This window comes from Pelomonas sp. BJYL3, from assembly GCF_027257975.1.
Classification (GTDB): Bacteria; Pseudomonadota; Gammaproteobacteria; order Burkholderiales; family Burkholderiaceae_C; genus Roseateles_B; species Roseateles_B flavus.
The window spans coordinates 258,315-280,533 of record NZ_JANZKX010000005.1; the positions used below are offsets into that span (position 1 = coordinate 258,315).

Annotated in this window: 20 protein-coding genes; 15 read left to right on the plus strand and 5 right to left on the minus strand. The window is 66.2% G+C overall.

Annotation, left to right across the window (positions count from 1 at the left end; all coding sequences use genetic code 11):
- Positions 1 to 265: 265 nt before the first annotated feature.
- Positions 266 to 1,009 carry a LuxR C-terminal-related transcriptional regulator gene (locus O9Y01_RS16745; protein ID WP_183104329.1) on the minus strand — a complete coding sequence of 248 codons (744 nt, stop codon included), beginning with the start codon at positions 1,007 to 1,009 and terminating at the stop codon, positions 266 to 268.
- A 157-nt stretch (positions 1,010 to 1,166) separates the two neighbouring features.
- Positions 1,167 to 2,147 carry an NADPH:quinone oxidoreductase family protein gene (locus O9Y01_RS16750; RefSeq protein WP_269632739.1) on the minus strand — a complete coding sequence of 327 codons (981 nt, stop codon included), beginning with the start codon at positions 2,145 to 2,147 and terminating at the stop codon, positions 1,167 to 1,169.
- A gap of 172 nt (positions 2,148 to 2,319) precedes the next feature.
- Between O9Y01_RS16750 and surE the strand changes: the two genes are divergently transcribed.
- The 5 genes from surE (at position 2,320) to rlmD (ending at position 7,396) form a co-directional block, all read left to right on the plus strand.
- Entirely contained in the window at positions 2,320 to 3,072 is a 753-nt protein-coding gene (surE, locus tag O9Y01_RS16755; RefSeq protein WP_269632740.1) for a 5'/3'-nucleotidase SurE, read from the plus strand.
- Positions 3,069 to 3,896, plus strand: a complete 828-nt coding sequence (locus O9Y01_RS16760) for a protein-L-isoaspartate(D-aspartate) O-methyltransferase (RefSeq protein ID WP_269632741.1) — start codon at positions 3,069 to 3,071, stop codon at positions 3,894 to 3,896. The genes surE and O9Y01_RS16760 overlap by 4 nt, the downstream gene beginning before the upstream one ends.
- 109 nt (positions 3,897 to 4,005) lie before the next feature.
- Positions 4,006 to 4,950 carry a peptidoglycan DD-metalloendopeptidase family protein gene (locus O9Y01_RS16765; protein WP_269632888.1) on the plus strand — a complete coding sequence of 315 codons (945 nt, stop codon included), beginning with the start codon at positions 4,006 to 4,008 and terminating at the stop codon, positions 4,948 to 4,950.
- Positions 4,951 to 4,975: 25 nt separating this feature from the next.
- Positions 4,976 to 5,977, plus strand: a complete 1,002-nt coding sequence (gene rpoS, locus O9Y01_RS16770) for an RNA polymerase sigma factor RpoS (RefSeq protein ID WP_442952765.1) — start codon at positions 4,976 to 4,978, stop codon at positions 5,975 to 5,977.
- 54 nt (positions 5,978 to 6,031) lie between these two features.
- A complete protein-coding gene (gene rlmD, locus O9Y01_RS16775) occupies positions 6,032 to 7,396 on the plus strand; it encodes a 23S rRNA (uracil(1939)-C(5))-methyltransferase RlmD (protein WP_269632742.1) in 1,365 nt (454 codons plus the stop codon).
- Between the two features lie 98 nt (positions 7,397 to 7,494).
- Here rlmD and O9Y01_RS16780 read toward each other — a convergent pair whose 3' ends face one another.
- A complete protein-coding gene (locus O9Y01_RS16780) occupies positions 7,495 to 8,184 on the minus strand; it encodes a Bax inhibitor-1 family protein (RefSeq protein ID WP_269632743.1) in 690 nt (229 codons plus the stop codon).
- Between the two features lie 160 nt (positions 8,185 to 8,344).
- On the opposite strand from O9Y01_RS16780, the gene O9Y01_RS16785 reads away from it, so the two are divergent.
- From O9Y01_RS16785 to O9Y01_RS16805, 5 genes are all read left to right on the plus strand, one after another.
- A complete protein-coding gene (locus O9Y01_RS16785) occupies positions 8,345 to 8,749 on the plus strand; it encodes a GlcG/HbpS family heme-binding protein (RefSeq protein ID WP_269632744.1) in 405 nt (134 codons plus the stop codon).
- A gap of 291 nt (positions 8,750 to 9,040) precedes the next feature.
- The gene (gene carA, locus O9Y01_RS16790) at positions 9,041 to 10,201 is read left to right on the plus strand and encodes a glutamine-hydrolyzing carbamoyl-phosphate synthase small subunit (protein WP_269632745.1); all 1,161 of its coding nucleotides are present in this window, start codon (positions 9,041 to 9,043) and stop codon (positions 10,199 to 10,201) included.
- Positions 10,202 to 10,226: 25 nt separating this feature from the next.
- A complete protein-coding gene (gene carB / locus O9Y01_RS16795; RefSeq protein ID WP_269632746.1) occupies positions 10,227 to 13,493 on the plus strand; it encodes a carbamoyl-phosphate synthase large subunit in 3,267 nt (1,088 codons plus the stop codon).
- A 121-nt stretch (positions 13,494 to 13,614) separates the two neighbouring features.
- Positions 13,615 to 14,091 carry a transcription elongation factor GreA gene (gene greA / locus O9Y01_RS16800; protein ID WP_269632747.1) on the plus strand — a complete coding sequence of 159 codons (477 nt, stop codon included), beginning with the start codon at positions 13,615 to 13,617 and terminating at the stop codon, positions 14,089 to 14,091.
- Between the two features lie 135 nt (positions 14,092 to 14,226).
- Positions 14,227 to 14,652 (plus strand): DUF4149 domain-containing protein, encoded by a 426-nt coding sequence (locus tag O9Y01_RS16805; protein ID WP_269632748.1) that lies wholly within the window; start codon positions 14,227 to 14,229, stop codon positions 14,650 to 14,652.
- A gap of 71 nt (positions 14,653 to 14,723) precedes the next feature.
- On the opposite strand, the gene yhbY is transcribed toward O9Y01_RS16805, so the two are convergent.
- Positions 14,724 to 15,197 carry a ribosome assembly RNA-binding protein YhbY gene (gene yhbY, locus O9Y01_RS16810; RefSeq protein WP_269632749.1) on the minus strand — a complete coding sequence of 158 codons (474 nt, stop codon included), beginning with the start codon at positions 15,195 to 15,197 and terminating at the stop codon, positions 14,724 to 14,726.
- 31 nt (positions 15,198 to 15,228) lie between these two features.
- Here yhbY and O9Y01_RS16815 point away from each other — a divergent pair, with 31 nt between their 5' ends.
- The 4 genes from O9Y01_RS16815 to glmM all read left to right on the plus strand — a co-directional run bounded on the left by O9Y01_RS16815 (position 15,229) and on the right by glmM (position 20,257).
- Positions 15,229 to 15,897, plus strand: a complete 669-nt coding sequence (locus tag O9Y01_RS16815) for an RlmE family RNA methyltransferase (protein ID WP_269632750.1) — start codon at positions 15,229 to 15,231, stop codon at positions 15,895 to 15,897.
- Positions 15,898 to 16,056: 159 nt separating this feature from the next.
- Positions 16,057 to 17,943 carry an ATP-dependent zinc metalloprotease FtsH gene (ftsH, locus tag O9Y01_RS16820; RefSeq protein WP_269632751.1) on the plus strand — a complete coding sequence of 629 codons (1,887 nt, stop codon included), beginning with the start codon at positions 16,057 to 16,059 and terminating at the stop codon, positions 17,941 to 17,943.
- A gap of 92 nt (positions 17,944 to 18,035) precedes the next feature.
- Positions 18,036 to 18,869, plus strand: coding sequence for a dihydropteroate synthase (folP, locus tag O9Y01_RS16825; protein ID WP_269632890.1), 834 nt, complete (start codon positions 18,036 to 18,038; stop codon positions 18,867 to 18,869).
- A gap of 53 nt (positions 18,870 to 18,922) precedes the next feature.
- Positions 18,923 to 20,257: a phosphoglucosamine mutase gene (gene glmM, locus O9Y01_RS16830; protein WP_269632752.1), complete on the plus strand. Its 1,335-nt coding sequence runs from the start codon at positions 18,923 to 18,925 to the stop codon at positions 20,255 to 20,257.
- A gap of 123 nt (positions 20,258 to 20,380) precedes the next feature.
- Here the strand turns inward: glmM and O9Y01_RS16835 are convergent, their stop codons facing one another.
- The gene (locus tag O9Y01_RS16835) at positions 20,381 to 20,863 is read right to left on the minus strand and encodes a fasciclin domain-containing protein (RefSeq protein ID WP_269632753.1); all 483 of its coding nucleotides are present in this window, start codon (positions 20,861 to 20,863) and stop codon (positions 20,381 to 20,383) included.
- Positions 20,864 to 21,064: 201 nt separating this feature from the next.
- Between O9Y01_RS16835 and pstS the strand changes: the two genes are divergently transcribed.
- Positions 21,065 to 22,105, plus strand: a complete 1,041-nt coding sequence (gene pstS / locus O9Y01_RS16840) for a phosphate ABC transporter substrate-binding protein PstS (RefSeq protein WP_269632754.1) — start codon at positions 21,065 to 21,067, stop codon at positions 22,103 to 22,105.
- Positions 22,106 to 22,219 lie beyond the last annotated feature (114 nt).

Genomic DNA, 22,219 nt, shown 5'->3' on the forward strand with positions numbered 1-22,219 from the left:
GTTTGGGCAGGTCTGGATGGCTTTGATATTGCCGTCTGCCTCAGTCGCTGCATGGGCTGTCTTGGCGCCCTTCGCAGGTTGTGGCTGTGCCACGTTGCTTGAGACCGGTGAGGACAGCCGAAGGCCGCCGGGAGGCGCGACGGGAGGCGCGCTGGGGCATGGCGGGGCCGGCCCGGTGCTCAAAACACAGTGCCCAAAAACAAAGGCGCCCAGGGCGCCTTCTGCTATTGCTGCGTATCGTGGCGCAGGCTGCGCCAATCCGGCGTCAGACCAGGCCTTGCTTGCTGGCCAGCACGGCGGCCTCGGCACGGCTGGAGACGTTCAGCTTCTTGTAGATCGACTTGATGTGGTCGTTGACGGTGAACCACTTGATGCCCATCAGGTTGGCGATCTCCTTGATGGTGAAGCCCTTGCTCAGATAGGTGAGCACTTCGTTCTCGCGTGGAGTGAGGCGCTCCCATTCGGGCGCAGGATCCAGGGCCACCGTGCGGCTGTTGGAGAAGCCGCCCGGACTGGTCAGCGCGCCAAAGCCGGAGTTCAGCCCCATGGGGCCGCTGTCACCACTGGCGCCAGGACGGAAGTGGGACAGCAGGCGCCGTGCGATGGCGGGCGACAGCGGCGGCTGGCCGCGCACGATGCGCTGCAGCTCTTCCACCAGCACCTCGAAGCGGTCTTCCTTCAGCAGATAGCCATCCGCTCCGCACTGCAGGGCAGGGAAGAGGTGGTCATCATCGGAATAGAGGGTGGTGACGATCTTGATGGCCGGGCTGTTGGCAATCTCGGCCAGCAACTCCATGCCATTGCCATCCGGCAGTTCAAGGTCGACCAGCACCAGGCGGAAGCCTTGTTCGGGCGGCAGCGAGGCGACGCGAGCGAGCTGCTTGCGAGCGCCTTCCAGGTCGCCTGCTTCGACGAGTTCCATGGTGTCGCTGAAGCTTTCCCTCACCACGCGGCAAAGAAAGCTGCGGGCAACGGGGTTGTCTTCGAGGATGAGTACTTTGACGGCCATGGTCCGAGGGGCTCAGAAGACCTGCATCCTAGCGCACCGGACTCGTGAACAAAGCCCCTGAAAGCGGGGAGTCGACAAGCCGCCATTTCCCGTTCGCGAAAGGCGCTCGCACGGCGAATGGGCCCTGCCCATGCGGTCTTTCGGGCGCCACATCGCGTCAGTGGTCATTGAGCAGCAGCACCTTGCCCGTCACCTGGCGTGACTGCATGCGTTCGAAAGCGGCCGGAAGCTCGCGCATGGAGAAGCGCTGGTCGATCACGGGTGCGATGCGCCCCTCGAGGTGCAGGCGCACGAGTTGCTCCATCATGGCTGCATTGCGCTGCGGTTCCCGCTTGGCAAACTCTCCCCAGAAGACGCCGATCAGGGACGCGCCCTTGAGCAGGCAGAGGTTCAAGGGCAGGGCAGGGATCTGCCCTTGCGCGAAGCCTACGACCAGATGCCGGCCGCGCCAGGCAATGGAGCGGAACGCCGCTTCGCTGAGCTCGCCGCCCACGGGGTCGTAGATGAGGTCGGGGCCTCGGCCCCCTGTCAACTCTTTCAGGGTGGTCCGCAGGTCCTGGCTGGAGAGATCGATGGCGTGGTCAGCACCGATGTCCAGGCAGCGTCGGCATTTCTCGGTGCTGGAAGCCGCGGCGATCACACGTGCGCCAGCAGCCTTGGCCAGCTGGATGGCGGCGGTGCCCACGCCGCCCGCTGCGCCCAGCACCAGCACGGTCTCGCCGGCCTGCAGCTGGCCGCGGTCCAGCAAGGCGTGCTGGCTCGTCGCATAGGTGCAGATGAAGGCCGCGGCCATGTCCAGGTCGAAGGCGTCCGGCAGGGGCACGAGCAGCGCAGCGCTGATGCAGGCGTGAGTGGCGAAGGCGCCGGTGCCGCTGAAGCCGGCAACGCGGGCGCCGGCCTGCAGGTGGCGCACGCCTTCGCCCACGGCCTCCACAATGCCCGAGAACTCGGCGCCGGGAACGAAGGGCAGGGGTGGGCGCATCTGGTACTTGCCCTGCACGATCAGCAGGTCCGGGAAGTTCAGGCTGGCGGCGTGGATCTTCACGCGGACTTCGCCGGGGCCCGGCTCGGGCACGCGCTGGGTCTCCCATCGCAGGGTCTGGACGCCGGCGGCGTCGGGGCTGATCCAGGCTTGCATGGCGGTCTCCTTGATGTTGGCTCGCGGGTTGGGAGCGGCGGCGAAGTGCTGGCTCCCGGCTAGCGGCGCATGCTAGAGGCAAGTCGGGCGCCGAGGCGTCACCCGCGTGACGCAAGTCAAGCCCGTGCCAGCCCCGAGCCGGAGCCGGCCGCCGCTCAATAGAATCGACGACATGCGGATTCTCATTTCCAACGACGACGGCTATCTGGCCCCCGGCCTGGCGGCCCTGGTGAAGGCCTGTGAGGGCCTGGGGCAGATCGACGTCATCGCGCCGGAGCAGAATGCTTCGGGAACCTCCAATGCGCTGACGCTGTCACGGCCCCTGTCGGTCTACACCGCGGCCAACGGCTTTCGCTATGTCAACGGCACGCCTTCGGACTGCGTCCACCTGGCGCTGACCGGCGTGCTGGGCTACCGGCCGGACCTGGTGCTCTCCGGCATCAACAACGGCGCGAACATGGGGGACGACACGCTCTATTCGGGCACGGTGGCGGCGGCCACGGAGGGCTATCTCTTCGGCATTCCTTCGGTCGCCTTCTCGCAGGCGGACAAGGGCTGGGCGTACCTCGATGCCGCGGCGGCCCTGGCCCGCTCCCTGGTGGAGCAGCTCATCGCGGGCGGGCTCGGCGAGCCCTTCCTGCTGAATGTCAACGTGCCCAATCGTGCCGATGCCGCGAGCCTTCCGCGCACCCTGACGCGCCTGGGCCGGCGCCACGCCAGCGAGCCGCTCATCCATCAGCTGAACCCCCGGGGCGAGTCGATGTACTGGATAGGCCCGGCCGGTGATGCACGTGAGGCGGGCGAGGGCACGGACTTCCATGCCTGTGCCAATGGCCAGGTGTCCATCACGCCGCTTCAGATCGACCTCACCGATCACGCCCGACTGCCGCAGTGGCGCCAGCGCCTGGCAGGAGTGCAGCCGTGAACGCAGGCACGCCCAAGCCGCGCCGCTTCCCGCTGGGACTGGAGCAGGTCCAGGCCAAGCCCTCAGCGCCCGCGCGAGAGCTGCTGCGCCCACAGGCGCACCTGCACATGGCGGCCGCGGATGCTGCCCGGCTGCAGGCCCCTCAGGGCCTGGGGCTGGACTCCGCCGGTGTGCGCCAGCGCATGGTGCAGCGCCTGCAACGTGAAGGCCTGAGGGATGAGCGCGTGCTCCAGGCCCTGGCCGACGTGCCGCGCCATGAGTTCGTCGACAGCGCGCTGGCGATTCAGGCCTACGAGGACACCAGCCTGCCCATCGGCCACGGTCAGACCATCTCCAAGCCCTCGGTCGTGGGGCGCATGCTGGCCCTGTTGCTTGCCGGCGAGGGCGCGCGCCAGCAGGGGCGCCTGGGTCGGGTGCTGGAGATCGGTACCGGCTGCGGCTACCAAGCGGCTGTGCTTGCACGCCTGGCCCGCCAGGTGGTGAGCATCGAGCGGCTCAAGCCCCTGCACGACAAGGCCGTGGACACGCTGGCGCGCCTGCAGGTGCCAGGTCTGAAGCTGATCCATGGCGACGGTCGACTGGGTGATGCGGGCTCGGCGCCCTACGATGCGATCATCGCAGCGGCTGGTGGCGAAGACCTTCCGCCCGCCTGGCTGGCTCAGCTGGCTCCTGGCGGCCGTCTCGTTGCGCCCATGCAGGCGCCGGGCGGCAAGGGGCAGGTGCTGGTGGTGGTCGATCACGTGCGGGATGCGAGCGGTCAACGATTTGTTCGTACCCAGCACGAGGCCGTGCTTTTCGTGCCCCTAAAATCCGGCGTCATGTAAGGGCGAAGGCCTCGCCCTGTGATGTCGTCCCGCTTCGGCGGGCTTTCAGGGTGATTGCAAGAACATGCCTTTCCAACTCCGCCCACTGCCGCTGGTGCAGACGCCGTTGATGTCCATCGAGGGGCGCCTTCGCGGCCTCGCGTCCCTGGGCTTGCTGGGCCTGCTGGTGGCTTGCGCAGTCCCGCCTCACCGCGCGCCGGTGGAAGACCGCAGCGCCGGCTCGGCCAGCAAGTCCGCCACCACCACGCCCGTGCCTGCGGGCACCGGGGCCACGCCTGCGGTGGATCCCAAGCTCCTGCCCGGTGCCGAGAATGCCGGCAAGCCGGGCTACTACACGGTCAAGCAGGGTGACACGCTGATCCGCATTGCGCTGGACAACGGCCAGAACTGGCGTGACCTCGTCAAGTGGAACAACCTCGCCAACGCCAACCTGATCGAGGTGGGTCAGGTCTTGCGCGTGGTGGCGCCGGGCGCCAGTGCCGTGGTGAGCACCAAGCCAGTGAGCACGGCCAAGGTCGAGACCCGACCCCTGGACGGCAAGCCCTCTGTGGTCGCGCCGGCTGCATCGGCTGGGGGCACGGTGCCTTCGTCGGCCTCGGCATCTTCTGCGCCGGCCAGCGCCGTGGCTTCTGCCGCCTCGTCCACCGCACCGGCGACCAGTGTGCCTGCTGCCAAGGGCGGTGACGAAGACGTCGCATGGGCCTGGCCCGTGCCCGGCGCGGTGATCCAGTCCTTTGATGACAGTCGCAACAAGGGCGTGGACCTCGGCGGCAAGGCCGGCGATGCCGTGCTGGCCGCGGCCAGCGGCCGCGTGATGTACGTGGGTTCCTCCCTGCGGGGCTACGGCAACGCCATCATCGTCAAGCATGCGAATGACTACCTCAGCGTCTATGCGCATAATCAGACCATGCTCGTGAAAGAGGACCAACTGGTCCACCGCGGTCAGAAAATTGCCGAGATGGGGTCAAGCGATGCCGATCAGGTCAAGCTTCATTTCGAAGTCCGCAAGAGTGGCAAGCCCCTGGATCCCGCCAAGGTGCTGCCGCCGCGCTGAACACGCCTAGCACAAGGGGCTGATCATGGAGAACCCTCTGGAATCCGCCCCTGACCTGCCGCGCCTGCCGCTGAACGGCGCTCCAGGCCTGGCCGACGACAGCACGTCGCCTGACGACGACAGCGAAGAAGCTGACAGCGTGCGCCCCCCAGAGCTGCTGGCTCAGGGCGAGGTCGAGCTGGGCAATGCCTTGCAGGCCTATCTCCGGGACATCCGGCGCACGCCGCTGCTGACACCTCAGCAGGAGTTCGACACCGCCATGCAGGCGCGTGCAGGCAGCTTCGAAGCGCGGCAGGCCATGATCGAGCACAACCTGCGCCTGGTCGTGAGCATCGCCAAGAACTACCTCGGCCGCGGCCTGCCGATGAGCGACCTCATCGAGGAAGGCAATCTGGGCCTGATGCATGCCATCGGCAAGTTCGAGCCCGAGCGCGGCTTCCGTTTCTCCACCTATGCGAGCTGGTGGATCCGCCAGGGCATCGAGCGCGCCCTGATGCACCAGGCCCGCCTGGTGCGGCTGCCCGTGCACATCGTGCGCGAGCTCAACCAGGTGCTCAAGGCGCGTCGTGCGCTCGAGGCCCTGGCCAGCCAGAAGGGCGCCGAGGCGCAGGTGCGCGCCGACGAGATCGCCCACCTGCTCAACCGCCCGGTCGGTGAGATCAACGAGCTGCTGGCCTATGCCGAGCTGCCCAGTTCGCTGGACCTGCCCGTGGACCGCGGCAATGAGGGCGGCGAGGCCATGGTCGACCTCGTCGCCGACGAGCAGTCGCCCGACCCCATGGGCTCGCGCCTCAACCACGAGATCGAGGACCTGCTGGCCCACGGGCTGGCCTCGCTCAGCGAGCGCGAGCGCGAGGTGCTGTCGGGTCGCTACGGCCTCGCGGACCGCGAGCCCGAAACCCTGGACGTCCTGGCGCAGCGCCTGGGCCTCACGCGGGAGCGCATCCGGCAGATCCAGATCGAGGCCCTCACCAAGCTCAAGCGCAACATGATGCGCCACGGCATCAATCGCGACGCCATCTTCTGAGCGGTCGGGGCCGCGCTTCCCGGGCGGTGCCGCCGGCCCTGGGATAATCGGCGCATGACGCAACAATCGGAATGGCTCAAGGTCGAGTCGCTGGACATCGAGGCGCAGGGCATTGCCCACAACAGCGAAGGCAAGGTGGTCTTCATCGAGGGCGCACTGCCTGGTGAAGAGGTGCAGGTCACCGTCGGCCGCAAGAAGAACAACTGGGAGCAGGGCAGCCTCGTCGCCCTGCGTCGCGAAAGCTCGCAGCGGGTGACGCCCGGCTGCCCGCACTTCGGCCTGCATGCCGGCGCCTGCGGTGGCTGCAAGATGCAGCACCTGCATGTCTCGGCCCAGGTGGCCGTGAAGCAGCGGGTGGTCGAGGACAACCTCTGGCACCTGGGCAAGGTCAAGGCCGAGCGCCTGCTGCGCCCCATCGAGGGGCCGGCCTGGGGCTATCGCTACCGTGCGCGGCTGTCGGTGCGCTATGTCGCGAAGAAGGGGGAGGTGCTGGTGGGCTTCCACGAGCGCAAGAGCCGCTACATCGCCGACATGCAGCAATGCCGCATCCTCCCGCAAAAGGTCAGCGACCTGCTGCTGCCCCTGCGCGCCCTGATCGCCAGCATGGACGAGCGCGACCGCCTGCCCCAGATCGAACTGGCGATGGGCGACGTCGACGGGCAGCAGATCACGGCCCTGGTGCTGCGCCACCTGGAGCCATTGGGCGAGCCCGACAAGCAGCGCTTGCGCGACTTCGCCGCGCAGCACGAGGTGCAGTGGTGGCTGCAGCCCAAGGGGCCGGACACCGTGCATCTCCTGGACGAAGGCGGCACCGAGCTGGCTTACACGCTGCCCGAGTTCGGCATCCTGATGCCCTTCAAGCCGACCGACTTCACGCAGGTCAACCACCATATCAACACCGTGCTGGTGGGGCGTGCGCTGCGTCTGCTGGAGGTGCAGAAGGATGAACGCGTGATCGACTGGTTCTGCGGCCTGGGCAACTTCACGTTGCCCCTGGCCACGCAGGCGCAGGAGGTGCTGGGCATCGAGGGCAGCGAGGCGCTGGTGCAGCGCTCGCGCGAGAATGCCCGGCGCAACAAGCTGGATCACAAGACGAGCTTCGTGGCGCGTAACCTGTTCGAGATGACGCCCGCCATGCTCGTGGCCGATGGGCATGCCGACCGCTGGCTGGTCGATCCGCCTCGCGAAGGCGCCTTCGCGCTGGTCAAGGCCCTGTCGGACCTGTGTGCCGACCCGAGCCTCGCGCCGGGCTGGCAGCCGCCGCGGCGCATCGTGTACGTGTCCTGCAACCCGGCCACGCTCGCGCGCGACGCGGGCCTGCTGGTCAATGTGGGCGGCTACCGCTGCACGGCGGCCAGCGCGGTGAACATGTTCCCGCACACCGCCCACGTGGAGAGCATCGCCGTCTTCGAGCGCTGAGCTGCTTTGCCATCGAAATGAAAAAGGGCTCCGGTGACGGAGCCCTTTGTACTTTGGCGTCTCCTGCAGGCCGGGATGACCTGCGGGGGCGCAGGCGCTCAGTCGCGCTCGCCGCCGAGGATGCCCAGCATCGCCAGCAGGTTCTGGAACACGTTGTAGATGTCCAGGTAGATGGCGAGCGCGGCGCTGATGTAGTTGGTCTCGCCGCCGTCGATGATGCGCTTGACGTCATACACCATGAAGGCCGAGAACACGGCCATGGACAGCACCATCAGTGTCAGCATCAGGGCCGAAGACTGCAGGAACACGTTCACCAGGCCGGCCACCAGCATGATGATGGCGCCGATGAACAGGAACTTGCCCATGCTGGACAGGTCCCGCTTGATCACCGTCGCGAGACTGGCCATGGCCAGGAAGATGACGCCGGTGCCGGCAAAGGCCGTCATGATCAGCGAGGGGCCGTTCTTGAAGCCCAGCACGAAGCTCAGCAGGCGGGAGAGCATGAGGCCCATGAAGAAGGTGAAGGCCAGCAGCGAGGCGACGCCGGCAGCGCTGTTCTTCGTCTTCTCGACCAGGAACATCAGGCCAAAGGCGCCCACCATGAACAGGACGAGGCTGGCTCCGGTACCCAGGGTCGACAGAATGCCAGTGCTCACGCCAATCCATGCGCCCAGCACGGTAGGCACCATGGACAGCGCCAGCAGCCAGTAAGTATTGCGCAGCACGCGCTGCCGGTCGGCGGCCAGGCCTTGGGCAAAGCTGCCGAGTTGACCTTGAACGTCGTACATGAATTTCTCCGGTTTCATTGACAGTCCGCCCGGGATGGGCAGGCTGGCCGATTCTAGGGTGAGGCGCGCGACTGTTTTGCCATTCTTGCGCCGAATCCCGCGATGGCCTGAGGCTAAAGTGAGGCCTTGTCTGCAATTCTCAAGATCACGGGATCTCCTCATGAAGCAAAAGCCCTACCTCGCCCTGGATGACGTCAAGCGCATCGCCGCCGCCGCCGAAGCCGAGGCGCTGAAGAACCAATGGGCGGTCAGCATCGCCATCGTGGACGACGGCGGCCACCTGATGTGGCTGCAGCGCCTGGACGGTGCCGCCGCCATCTCGGCCCAGATCGCCCCAGCCAAGGCGCACACGGCCGCGCTGGGCCGCCGCGAGTCCAAGGTCTATGAAGACATGATCAACCAGGGCCGGGTGTCCTTCCTCAGTGCGCCGGGCCTGAGCGGCCTGCTGGAGGGCGGCGTGCCGGTGATGGTGGAGGGCTTCTGCGTAGGCGCCGTGGGGGTCAGCGGCGTGAAGTCGAGCGAGGACGCGCAGATCGCACGCGCCGGTATCGCCGCTCTGGGCTGAGGACAAGCAGCTGGGCCTGCGAGGGTTCGTTTCACACGAATGACACCGCCATCGATGACGGGACTTTTTGTGCGGAACTTCGCTCGGTAATTACCCTGCTCGGTTATACTTAGCAGGTTTACCCGCAACCACCCCGCACCCAGCGAAACTCGAACCGTTTCCCCATCGGATTCAGGTCTTTTCGGAAGCTGCGCCAAGCAGCTTTCGGGACCGCACAAGCCGCCTCAGACCTCCTGGTGTGTGGCGGCTTTTTCAGAGCAGAGCTGGGCGCGCACAATAACGGAGAATCCCGTGCTGCCCGATCTGCTTTCCTCCCCCTCAGCGATCCTCGCCCTGGCAGACGGCACGGTCTTCAAAGGCACCTCGATCGGCGCTGCCGGTCATACCGTCGGCGAAGTGGTGTTCAACACCTCGCTCACCGGTTACCAGGAAATCCTCACCGACCCCAGCTATTGCCGGCAGATCGTCACGCTGACGTATCCGCACATCGGCAACTACGGCGTCAACGATGAGGACGTCGAGGCCCAGAAGATCTTTGCCGCAGGCCTGATCATCAAGGAAGTCCCCGTCCTTGATTCCAATTTCCGCAAGACGCGCAGCCTCCAGCAGTACCTGAAGGACGAAGGCACGGTGGCCATCGCCGGCCTCGACACCCGCCGACTCACCCGCGTGCTTCGCACCCATGGCGCCCAGAACGGTTGCATCCTGGCGCTCCCTGCGGGCGAAGCCATCACCGACGCCCACATCGCCGACGCCATCGCACGTGCCAAGGCAGCCCCCAGCATGGCTGGCCAGGACCTGGCCAAGGTGGTGTCCCGCCCCGAGCGCGAGACCTGGACCCAGACCGAATGGGTGCTGGGCAAGGGCTACGGCGAACAGACCGCGCCCAAGTTCCATGTGGTCGCCTACGACTTCGGTGTGAAGCGCAACATCCTGCGCATGCTGGCCTCGCGCGGCTGCAGGATCACCGTCGTGCCGGCCCAGACGCCCGCCAGCGCGGTCTTCGACCTCGAGCCGGATGGCGTCTTCCTGTCCAACGGCCCCGGGGATCCGGAACCCTGCGACTACGCCATCGAGGCGGCCCGCCAGCTGATCGAGGCCGGCATCCCGACCTTCGGCATCTGCCTGGGTCACCAGATCATGGCCCTGGCCAGCGGCGCCAAGACCTTCAAGATGAAGTTCGGCCACCACGGCGGCAACCACCCCGTGAAGGACCTGGACAACCAGCGCGTCTCCATCACCAGCCAGAACCACGGTTTTGCTGTGGATGCCGCCACCTTGCCTGCCAATCTGCGCCCCACGCACATCAGCCTGTTCGACGGCACGCTGCAAGGCCTGGCCCGCACCGACAAGCCCGCCTTCTGCTTCCAGGGCCACCCCGAGGCCAGCCCGGGCCCGCATGACATCGCTTACCTGTTCGACCGTTTCATCGGTCTGATGGCCAAGGCCTGAGGCCGACAGAGAAGGAGAACAAACAATGGCAAAACGCAGCGACATCAAGAGCATCCTCATCATCGGCGCCGGCCCCATCATCATTGGCCAGGCCTGTGAGTTCGACTACTCCGGCGCCCAGGCCTGCAAGGCCCTGCGCGAAGAGGGCTACAAGGTCATCCTGGTCAACAGCAATCCGGCGACCATCATGACGGACCCGGACACGGCGGACGTGACCTACATCGAGCCCATCACCTGGCAGGTGGTCGAGAAGATCATCGCCAAGGAGCGCCCGGACGCCGTCCTGCCCACCATGGGCGGCCAGACCGCGCTGAACTGCGCGCTGGACCTGCACAAGCACGGCGTGCTGGCCAAGTACAACGTCGAGATGATCGGCGCGAACGAGAAGGCCATCGAGAAGGCGGAGGACCGCCTGAAGTTCAAGGACGCGATGACCAAGATCGGGCTGGACTCGGCCAAGTCCGGCATCGCCCACACCATGGAAGAGGCCTGGGCGGTGCAGAAACGCATCCAGGCCGAGATCGGCGGCCCCGGCTTCCCCATGGTGATCCGCCCCAGCTTCACGCTGGGTGGCACCGGCGGTGGCATTGCCTACAACCCCGAGGAATTCGAGGAGATCTGCAAGCGCGGCCTCGACCTCTCGCCCACCAACGAGCTGCTGATCGAGGAATCGCTGATCGGCTGGAAGGAGTACGAGATGGAAGTGGTCCGCGACAAGGCGGACAACTGCATCATCGTGTGCTCCATCGAGAACCTGGACCCCATGGGCATCCACACCGGTGACTCCATCACCGTGGCCCCGGCCCAGACGCTGACCGACAAGGAATACCAGCTGCTGCGCAACGCCTCCATCGCCATCCTGCGCGAGATCGGCGTGGACACCGGCGGCTCCAACGTGCAGTTCTCGATCAACCCGAAGAACGGGCGCATGATCGTGATCGAGATGAACCCGCGCGTGTCGCGCTCCTCGGCGCTGGCCTCCAAGGCCACGGGCTTCCCCATCGCCAAGGTGGCCGCCAAGCTGGCCGTGGGCTACACGCTGGACGAGCTGAAGAACGACATCACCGGCGGCGCCACGCCGGCCTCGTTCGAGCCCTCCATCGATTACGTCGTCACCAAGATCCCGCGCTTCGCCTTCGAGAAGTTCCCGATGGCCGACTCGCACCTGACCACGCAGATGAAGTCGGTGGGCGAAGTGATGGCCATGGGCCGCAGCTTCCAGGAATCGTTCCAGAAGGCCTTGCGTGGCCTGGAGACCGGCATCGACGGCCTGACCGAGCGCTCGACCGACCGTGAAGAAATCGTTCAGGAAATCGGTGAGCCCGGCCCCGAGCGCATTCTTTTCCTGGCCGACGCCTTCCGCATCGGCATGAGCCTGCAGGAGGTCTTTGACGAGACCGCCGTGGATCCCTGGTTCCTGGCCCAGATCGAGCAGCTGATCCACATCGAGCAAAGCCTCAAGGGCCGCAATCTGGCCTCGCTGAGCAAGGACGAGCTGCGCTTCCTGAAGCAGAAGGGCTTCTCGGACAAGCGCATCGCCAAGCTGCTGGGCACCAATCAGCACGAGGTGCGCCGCACCCGTCATGCCCAGGGCATCCGCCCGGTCTACAAGCGTGTGGACACCTGCGCGGCCGAGTTCGAGACGCAGACGGCCTACATGTACTCCACCTATGACGAGGAGTGCGAGGCCGCCCCGACGGACAAGAAAAAGATCATGGTGCTGGGCGGTGGCCCGAACCGCATCGGCCAGGGAATCGAGTTCGACTACTGCTGCGTCCACGCCGCCCTCGCCATGCGCGAGGATGGCTACGAGACCATCATGGTCAACTGCAACCCCGAGACCGTCTCGACCGACTACGACACCTCGGACCGCCTCTACTTCGAGCCGGTCACGCTGGAAGACGTGCTGGAGATCGTCGACAAGGAAAAGCCCGTCGGCGTGATCGTGCAGTACGGCGGCCAGACCCCGCTGAAGCTGGCGCTGGACCTGGAAGCCAACGGCGTGCCCATCATCGGCACGACGCCTGATTCCATCGACATCGCCGAGGACCGCGAGCGCTTCCAGAAGCTGCTGCACACCCTGGGCCTGAAGCAGCCGCCCAACCGCACCGCGCGCAGCGAGGACGAGGCCGTCGCGCTGGCGCAGGAGATCGGCTACCCGCTGGTCGTGCGCCCGAGCTATGTGCTGGGCGGTCGTGCGATGGAGATCGTGCACGGCGACAAGGACTTGGAGCGCTACATGCGCGAAGCGGTGCGCGTCTCCGACAAGTCCCCGGTGCTGCTGGACCACTTCCTGCAGGACGCCGTCGAGGTCGACGTGGACTGCATCTCCGACGGCGAGGCCACGATGATCGGCGGCATCATGGAGCACGTGGAGGCCGCCGGCATTCACTCGGGCGACTCCGCCTGCTCGCTGCCGCCCTACACGCTGTCCGCCGAGCTGCAGGACGAGCTGCGCCGCCAGACCGCGGCCATGGCCCGCGCGCTGAAGGTGGTCGGCCTGATGAACGTGCAGTTCGCCATCCAGGGTGACGTCACCAAGGGCCTGGCCGAGAACCAGGTCTATGTGCTGGAAGTGAACCCGCGTGCCTCGCGCACGGTGCCCTTCGTGTCCAAGGCGACGGGCCAGCAGCTGGCCAAGATCGCCGCGCGCTGCATGGCCGGCCAGAAGCTGGCCCAGCAGAAGGACCGCAAGGGCGAGGTGCCGCATGAGGTCGTGCCGCCGTACTTCAGCGTCAAGGAAGCCGTCTTCCCCTTCAACAAGTTCCCTGGCGTGGATCCCATCCTCAGCCCGGAAATGCGTTCGACGGGTGAAGTCATGGGCGCCGGCCGCACCTTCGGCGAGGCCATGCTCAAGAGCCAGCTGGGCGCAGGCAGCCGCCTGCCGCGCCAGGGCAATGTGCTGATCACGGTGAAGAACAACGACAAGGCCCGCGCCGTTGCCGTTGCCCGTGACCTGCATGCCCTGGGCTTCGGCGTGGTCGCCACCAAGGGCACGGCTGCTGCCATTGCCGAGGCCGGCGTGCCGGTCCAGCTGGTCAACAAGGTCAAGGACGGCCGCCCGCACATCGTGGACATGATCAAGGGTGGCGACATCCAGCTGGTCTTCACCACCGTGGACGAGACCCGCACCGCCATTGCCGACAGCCGCCACATCCGTCAGGCTGCTCTGGCCAATCGCGTGACCTACTACACCACCATGGCCGGCTGCGAGGCCGCCGTGGAGGGCATGAAGCACAAGGACGGCCTGCTGGTGCAATCCCTTCAGGAGCTGCACACCGAACTGAACTAAACTTCAGTCCTGCCGGATCGCTCCCTCAGTGCAGGGAGCCCGGTCCGGCCCCAAAAACCGCCGCCGCGGCTCCCTAGCGAGCTTCCGCGGCGGTCTTGTTTTGTCTATCAAGGTTCCATGTATGGCCACGATCCCTCTGACCAAGCGCGGCTCTGAAAAGCTGAAGGAAGAACTGCATCGACTCAAGACGGTCGAGCGTCATGCCGTGATCAACGCCATCGCCGAGGCGCGTGCGCAGGGCGATCTGTCCGAGAACGCCGAGTACGAGGCCGCCAAGGACAAGCAGGGCTTCATCGAAGGCCGCATCCTCGAGATCGAGGGCAAGCTCGCTGCGGCCCAGGTCATTGATCCGTCCGAGGTCGACGCCGGTGGCAAGGTCGTGTTCGGCACCACCGTGGACCTGGAAGAGGAAGCCACCGGCAACGAGGTGACCTACCAGATCGTCGGTGATGACGAGGCCGACCTGAAGCTGGGCCTGATCTCCATCTCCTCGCCCATCGCCCGCGCGCTGATCGGCAAGGAAGCCGGTGACGTGGCCGAGGTGCATGCGCCGGGTGGCGTCAAGCGCTACGAGATTGTCGAAGTCCGGTATGTCTGACCACCCCCTACCGGCTTCGCCGGCCCCCTCAAGTGGGCAAGGCCGCGGGCCCGGCAGAGCCGGATCCCCGGCCTTCACTCGGGAAGGCAGTGCGGGGACTCAGGGTGTGGTGGCTCATGTCAACGGAGCCGGCCGATGCTGATGCGTGTTCGGGCTTTGCTGGCCGCTCTGTGGAGCGGCTTTCTTCTGTGCGTGGCAGGTGTCGCAGCGCCGGTGGCGTTTGGCGTGCTGGCGCGGCCGGAGGCGGGGCGGTATGTGGGGCGGCTGTTCGAGCTGGATGCGCAGCTGGGCTTGGTGCTCGGCTTGCTGCTGGTGATGATGGAGCGCCGTGTGCAGCGGGATGCAGAGTCCGCACGCATCACGACGCCGGAGCTGCTGCTGCCGCTGGGCGCGCTGTTCTGCGTGGTGCTGGGCTACTACGGCCTGCAGCCGCTGATGGCAGAGGCGCGGGCAGGGCAGGGCGCGCTCAGCTTTGGGGCGCTGCACGGCATCTCCTCAGGCATCTTCGCGCTCAAAGCCTTGCTGGTGCTGAGTCTGGCCTGGCGGACCAGCCGACGCTGAACCCTTCGCAGACATGAAAAAAGGACCGGCACCCGAAGGTGGCGGTCCCGGCCGGCTGGTGCCAGCGGTGTTCAGTCGGTGACGCGCTTCTTCACGCTGCGCTGCTTGGGCCTGGCGCGCTTGATCTCGCCACCCTGGGCCACGCGCTGGTTGCCCAGCAGCTGGACCTTCTTGATGGTTGGGCGGCTGTTGCCGTTCTTGGAGAACTTCACGATCTTCACCACCTTGGGTGCGGGCATGCCGCCCTCGCGCTCATTGCGCTCCTTCTCGGGGATGGGGCGCCACAGGATCAGCAGCTTGCCGATGTGCTGAATGGGCGCGGCATCGAGTTCGTCAGCGAGCTGATCGAGAATGGCGCCGCGCATCTCGCGGTCATCGGACATCACGCGCACCTTGATGAGGCCATGGGCCTTCAGGGCGTGGTCGGTTTCTTTCACGACGGCAGGCGTGAGTCCATCGGCGCCAATCATCACGACGGGGTCGAGGTGATGGGCGTCGGCACGTTTTTCCTTGCGCTGGGCAGGGGTCAGTTGAATCGCAGGCATGGCCGTATTATCGGGCCAGACGCTCCAAATCATGAAAATCGACAGCAAAAGCAAGAAGATCAACAAGGCGTGGCTCAACGACCACGTCAACGACCCCTATGTGCGCCAAGCCCAGAAGGAGGGCTACCGCTCCCGGGCGGCCTACAAGCTCAAGGAGATCGACGAGGAACTGCGGCTGATCAAGCCGGGACAGGTCGTCGTGGATCTCGGCGCCTCGCCGGGCGCCTGGAGCCAGTACCTGCGCCGCAAGTTCGCGCCCAAGCAGGCGGGGGCGGGCGGTGCCGCGGTCGGTGAGCTCAATGGCACCATCATCGCGCTGGACCTGCTGGAGTTCGAGCCCGTCGAGGGTGTGCAGTTCATCCAGGGCGACTTCCGCGAGGAGGCCGTGCTGCATGAGCTGGAGGCAGCGCTGGAGGGCAAGCCGGTGGACGTGGTCGTTTCGGACATGGCCCCGAATCTCTCCGGGATCGAGATCACCGATGCCGCGCGCATCGAGCACCTGATCGAGCTGGCCATCGATTTCTCCCAGCAGCACCTCAAGCCCGAGGGCGTGCTGGTGGCCAAGGTCTTCCATGGCAGTGGCTACAACCAGCTGGTGGAGTTGTTCAGGAAGGCCTTCAAGAAGGTGAAGGCCGTCAAGCCCAAGGCCTCGCGGGACCGCTCCGCAGAGACCTTTCTGGTGGGCATGGGTTTGAAGTAGGTCAAGCCGGAGTGCCGCAAAAGTCGCAAGCGCGACTTTTGGCTATCGCGCGGCAAGGATTTGACAATCAGGTCTCAGCCCTTGACTGCAATAGAATCAACCCCATATGCCGTGCATCAGCCGCTCCCTGCGGCATGTGGAATGGAATAAGGAGTCGCGGTGAACAATCAGTGGTTCTCGAAGGTAGCTGTTTGGCTGGTGATCGCCTTGGTGCTTTTCACCGTGTTCAAGCAGTTCGACAAGCAGCGCCCTGTCGATGCCGTGACCTATACCCAGTTCATGGACGACGCGAAGGCCGGCAAGATCAAGCGGGTCGAGACGCAAGGGCGCGTGATCAAGGTCACGCCCAACGATGGCGTGCCTTACTCCATCGTCCAGCCCGGTGATCTGTGGATGGTGGGTGACCTGATGAAGTACGGCGTGCAGGTGGTCGGCAAGGCCGACGACGAGCCGTCCGTGCTGCAGACCCTGCTCATCAGTTGGGGTCCCATGATCCTGCTGATCGGCGTGTGGATCTACTTCATGCGCCAGATGCAGGGCGGCGGCAAGGGCGGTGCCTTCAGCTTCGGCAAGTCCAAGGCTCGCATGCTGGACGAGGCCAACAACAACATCACCTTTGCCGACGTCGCCGGATGCGACGAGGCCAAGGAAGAGGTCAAGGAACTCGTGGACTTCCTCAAGGATCCGCAGAAGTTCCAGAAGCTGGGTGGCCGCATTCCCCGTGGCGTGCTGATGGTCGGCCCTCCGGGCACCGGCAAGACGCTGCTGGCCAAGTCCATCGCCGGCGAGGCCAAGGTGCCGTTCTTCACGATCTCGGGTTCCGACTTCGTCGAGATGTTCGTGGGCGTGGGCGCAGCCCGTGTCCGTGACATGTTCGAGCAGGCCAAGAAGAGCGCGCCCTGCATCATCTTCATCGACGAAATCGACGCCGTCGGCCGTCACCGCGGTGCCGGCCTGGGCGGTGGCAATGACGAGCGCGAGCAGACCCTCAACCAGATGCTGGTCGAGATGGACGGCTTCGACACCAACCTCGGTGTCATCGTGATCGCCGCCACCAACCGCCCGGACATCCTGGACCCGGCCCTGCTGCGCCCCGGCCGCTTCGACCGCCAGGTCTACGTGACCCTGCCGGACATCCGCGGCCGCGAGCAGATCCTGAACGTGCACATGCGCAAGGTGCCCATCGGTCAGGACGTCAATGCATCCATCCTCGCCCGTGGCACGCCCGGCATGAGCGGTGCGGACCTGGCCAACCTGGTCAACGAGGCGGCCCTGTTCGCTGCCCGCCGCAATGCCCGCACCGTCGAGATGATCGATTTCGAGCGCGCCAAGGACAAGCTCTACATGGGCCCCGAGCGCAAGAGCATGGTCATGACGGACGAGGAAAAGCGGGCCACCGCCTACCACGAGTCCGGCCATGCCATCGTGGCGGAGTGCCTGCCCGGCACGGATCCGGTGCACAAGGTCACCATCATGCCTCGCGGCCGCGCCCTGGGCGTGACCTGGCAGCTGCCCGAGCGTGACCAGTACAGCCGCTACTACAAGCAGATGCTCAACGAGATCAGCATCCTCTTCGGTGGCCGCATCGCCGAGGACCTGTTCGTCAAGGACATCTCCACGGGTGCCTCCAATGACTACGAGCGTGCCACCCGCATCGCCCGCGACATGGTCACCCGCTACGGCATGAGTGAGCTGCTGGGCCCGATGGTCTATGCGGAAAACGAGGGCGAAGTCTTCCTCGGCCGCAACATGACCAAGACGGCCAACATCAGCGAGAACACGCAGCAGAAGGTCGATGCCGAGATGCGCCGCATCCTGGACGAGCAGTACGCCGTGGCCCAGAAGATCCTCGAGGACAACCGCGACAAGGTCGAGACCATGACCGAGGCCCTGATGAAGTGGGAGACCATCGACCGCGATCAGGTGCTGGACATCATGGCCGGCAAGCCGCCCCGCGGTCCTGGCGAATCGCCCAGCACCAGCAGCGGCTCCAGCAATGGCGGCACGCCGCCGGTCAGCACGGATGGCGCGCCGGCAGCCGCCTGATCCGCTGCCTTGAAGCACGAGGCCTGTCTCCCTGAGACGGGCCTTTTTCTTTTCTACCGACCCGATGGAGCCCAGCCGGGCTCTTGCAAGCGATGTTCTGGCAGACCACCCGTTTTCGTATCGACCTTCGGACGCCGCAGGTCATGGGCATCGTCAACGCGACGCCCGATTCCTTTTCCGATGGCGGCCAGCACGCCGGCACCGCCGCGGCGCTGGCACATTGCGAGCAGCTGCTGAAGGAGGGGGCTCACATCCTGGACGTCGGGGGGGAGTCCAGCCGCCCGGGCGCGCCGCGCCTCAGCGTGGACGAGGAATGGCAGCGCATCGAAGGCGTTCTGCGCGGCGCCCTGCGCCTCGGTGTGCCGGTGTCCATCGATACCTGCAAGGCCGAGGTGATGCGCCGCGCGGCCGACCTGGGCGTGGACATCCTCAACGACATCCTTGCCCTGCGCGACCCCGGCGCGGAGGCGGTGATGCAGGCCCATCCGCAGCTGGGCGCCTGCCTCATGCACATGCGCGGTGACCCCGGCAGCATGCAGTCCCTGACCGACTATGGCGATGTGGTGCAGGAGGTGGCTCAGTTCCTGAGCGAGCGGGCCCAGGTGCTGCGAGGGCAGGGCGTGGCGGCCGATCGCATCGTGCTGGATCCGGGCTACGGATTTGCCAAGACCGTCGAGCAGAACTTCGAGCTGCTGCGTCGGCAGGCGGAGCTTCTGGCCTTGGGCTATCCCCTGCTGGCCGGTCTGTCGCGCAAATCGGCCATCGGAGTTGTTACGGGGCGTACGGTCGACCAGCGTCTGCCGGGCAGCCTGGCGGCGGCCCTGCTGGCCCTCAGCCATGGGGCGCGGGTGCTGCGGGTGCACGATGTGGCCGCCACGGTGGACGCCCTGCAGGTATGGGGGGCGGGCGGTGGCGCAGGCGCCTGAGCCGGCTTGATCGGCGAGAATGCCAACCATTCAAAATTCGGAGGAAGCTCGCAATGAGCCGTAGCTATTTCGGGACGGACGGTATCCGCGGTACCGTCGGCCAATCGCCGATCACGCCGGACTTCATGCTGCGCCTGGGCCATGCCGTGGGCAAGGTGCTGCGCCGCAATGGCGCGGCGCGCCCCAGCGTGCTGATTGGCAAGGACACGCGCATCTCCGGCTACATGCTGGAGTCTTCGCTGGAGGCGGGCTTCGCTTCCGCCGGCGTGGACGTGTGGCTCACCGGCCCGCTGCCCACGCCGGGCGTCGCCTATCTGACGCGCGCCCTGCGCCAGGACCTCGGCGTCGTGATCTCGGCCTCGCACAATCCGTTCGCGGACAACGGCATCAAGTTCTTCTCCGCCAAGGGCGAGAAGCTGCCGGATGCCTGGGAGATCGCCGTGGAGCAGGCCCTGGAAGAGCCCGCCGCCTGGGTGGATTCCGCCAGTCTGGGGCGCGCTCGCCGCCTGCAGGATGCGCGTGGCCGCTACATCGAGTTCTGCAAGGCCTCCTTCAGCCAGGACCTGAGCCTGCGCGGCCTCAAGCTGGTGGTCGATGCCGCCCACGGCGCGGCCTACCACGTGGCGCCGGACGTGCTGCATGAGCTGGGCGCCGAGGTCATCTCCATCGGTTGCAGCCCGGACGGTTTCAACATCAACAATGGTGTCGGTGCCACGGCACCGGCCGCGTTGGTGAAGGCCGTCAAGGAACACGGCGCGCACTACGGCATTGCCCTTGATGGCGATGCCGACCGCCTGCAGTTCGTTGACGCTGAAGGCCGCCTCTACAACGGTGACGAGCTGCTCTACGTGATGGTTGCGGACCGCCTGGCCCAGGGCCAGCGCGTGCCGGGCGCCGTGGGCACCCTGATGACCAATATGGCCGTGGAGCTGGCGCTGAAGAAACGCGACGTCGATTTCGTCCGCGCCAAGGTGGGCGACCGCTATGTGCTGGAAGAGCTGATCTCGCGCGGCTGGCAGCTGGGCGGCGAGGGCTCGGGTCACCTGCTGGCCCTGGACAAGCACACCACCGGCGACGGCATGGTCAGCGCGCTGCTGGTGCTGTCGGCCATCTGCCGCACGGGCAAGAGCCTGTCCGCGCAGCTGGAGGGCGTGACGCTGTTCCCGCAGACCCTGATCAACGTCCGCATGCAGCCCGGCCAGGACTGGAAGGGCAATGCCGAGCTGGCGCGCGTGCAGGCCGAGGTGACGGCCGAGCTGGGCGACCGCGGGCGCGTGCTGATCCGAGCCTCGGGCACGGAGCCGCTGCTGCGGGTGATGGTCGAGGCCAGCGATGCGGCCCTGGCCCAGTCCTGCGCCGAGCGCATGGCGGCCACCGTGCGCGCCTGATCCACCTCAGCGATCCGCGCACCACGGTCCGCGATCCGAACGCAAGAAGGGCGCCCCACAAGGGCGCCCTTTGCATTGGGTGCTTGGCATCGAGGCATGCCGGCCGAGGAGCCGGCGGCCGGCTTACTTCTTGGCCGGCAGCAGCACGCGGTCGATCACATGGACCACGCCATTGGTGGCGCCGATGTCGGCACGCTGGACCACGGCGTCCTCCACCGTCACGAACTCACCGGCGCGTGCCAGCGCCAGGGCGCTGCCCTGCAGGCTCTTGGGGCTGCTGTTCTTCACTTCGGCGGCCGGCAGCTTGCTGGCCAGCATGTGCAGGTGCAGGACGGCCTTGAGCTGTTCCTTGTCCTGGCTGAGCTTGTTCAGGGTGGCGGCGGGCAGGGCCTTGAAGGCCTCGTCGGACGGAGCGAACACCGTCAGCGGGCCGGCGGCGCGCAGCTCCTCGGTGAGGCCGGCCTGCTCGACCAGGCGGTTGAAGGTGCTCAGCTGGGGATCGCGGCCCAGGGTGTCGGCCAGCGGGGCCGGTGCCGGGGTCGTGGCGCAGGCCACCAGGCCGAAGAGGGCGGCGCTGAGCGCCAGGATGCGGGTCAGATGTGTCATGTCGGGTCTCCACCTTGGCTGTGAATGAGCAATGCCCGGCAGCGTAGGCAGGCGACATGACAGGGCAGTGAAGATCACATGACAATTCAGCTGCCCCGGTCAGCAGGGGGAATGCGGCTGTCATTTGTGTCACGCACCCGTCACAGACCGGTCATAGCATTCCGTTCATCGCTCCACAACCCAAAACGCGATAGGACTGACATGACAAACAAGCTGATCCGCACCGGCCTCCTGATGACTGCATTTGCTGCCGCCTGCGGCCTGGCTCAGGCGCAGGACGTGACGGGCGCTGGCGCCTCCTTCCCGGCGCCTGTGTATGCCAAGTGGGCCGACGCCTATCACAAGGCCAATGGCGCCCGCATCAATTACCAGTCGGTGGGCTCCGGTGCCGGCATCCGCCAGATCAAGGCCAAGACCGTGGACTTCGGTGCCTCCGACGCGCCGCTGAAGGACGACGAACTGGCCAAGGACGGCCTGCTGCAGTTCCCCACCGTGATCGGTGGCGTGGTGCCCGTGGTCAACATCAAGGGCGTGACCCCGGGCCAGCTCAAGCTCACCGGCGCCGTGCTGGGTGACATCTACCTGGGCAAGATCAGCAAGTGGAACGACGCAGCCATCACCGCGCTGAACCCCGGCGTGGCTCTGCCTGACGCCACCATCGCCCCGGTGCGCCGCGCCGATGGCTCCGGCACCAGCTTCCTCTTCACCAACTACCTCTCCAAGGTCAATGCCGAATGGAAGAGCAAGGTGGGCGAGGGCACGGCGGTGAACTGGCCGACGGGCACCGGCGGCAAGGGCAACGAAGGCGTGTCGGCCTTTGTGATGCGCCTGCCCAACTCCATCGGCTACGTGGAGTACGCCTACGCCAAGCAGAACAAGATGGCCTATGTGCAGCTGAAGAACCAGGCCGGCAACTATGTCTCGCCCAGCGATGACGCCTTCAAGGCCGCCGCCGCCGGCGCCGAGTGGAACAAGAGCTTCTACCAGGTGCTGACCGAGCAAGCCGGCAAGGACAGCTGGCCCATCACGGGCGCCACCTTCATCCTGATGCACAAGGTGCAGGACAAGCCCGCCGCCGCCGCCGCCAGCCTGAAGTTCTTCGACTGGGCCTACAGCCAGGGCGACAAGATGGCCGACGACCTCGACTACGTGCCGCTGCCCGCCTCGGTCAAGGACCTGGTCCGCAAGCAGTGGGCGGACCAGATCAAGGACGCCGCCGGCAAGGCCATCAGCCACAAGTAAGCACCATAGAAGCAGATGCCCATGCGACACAAGCCCCGACGCTGCTGCCCGGCGCCGGGGCTTGTGCGTATCGCCTGAACTGCTCAAGCACCGTATCGTGGAGGTATCCATGGC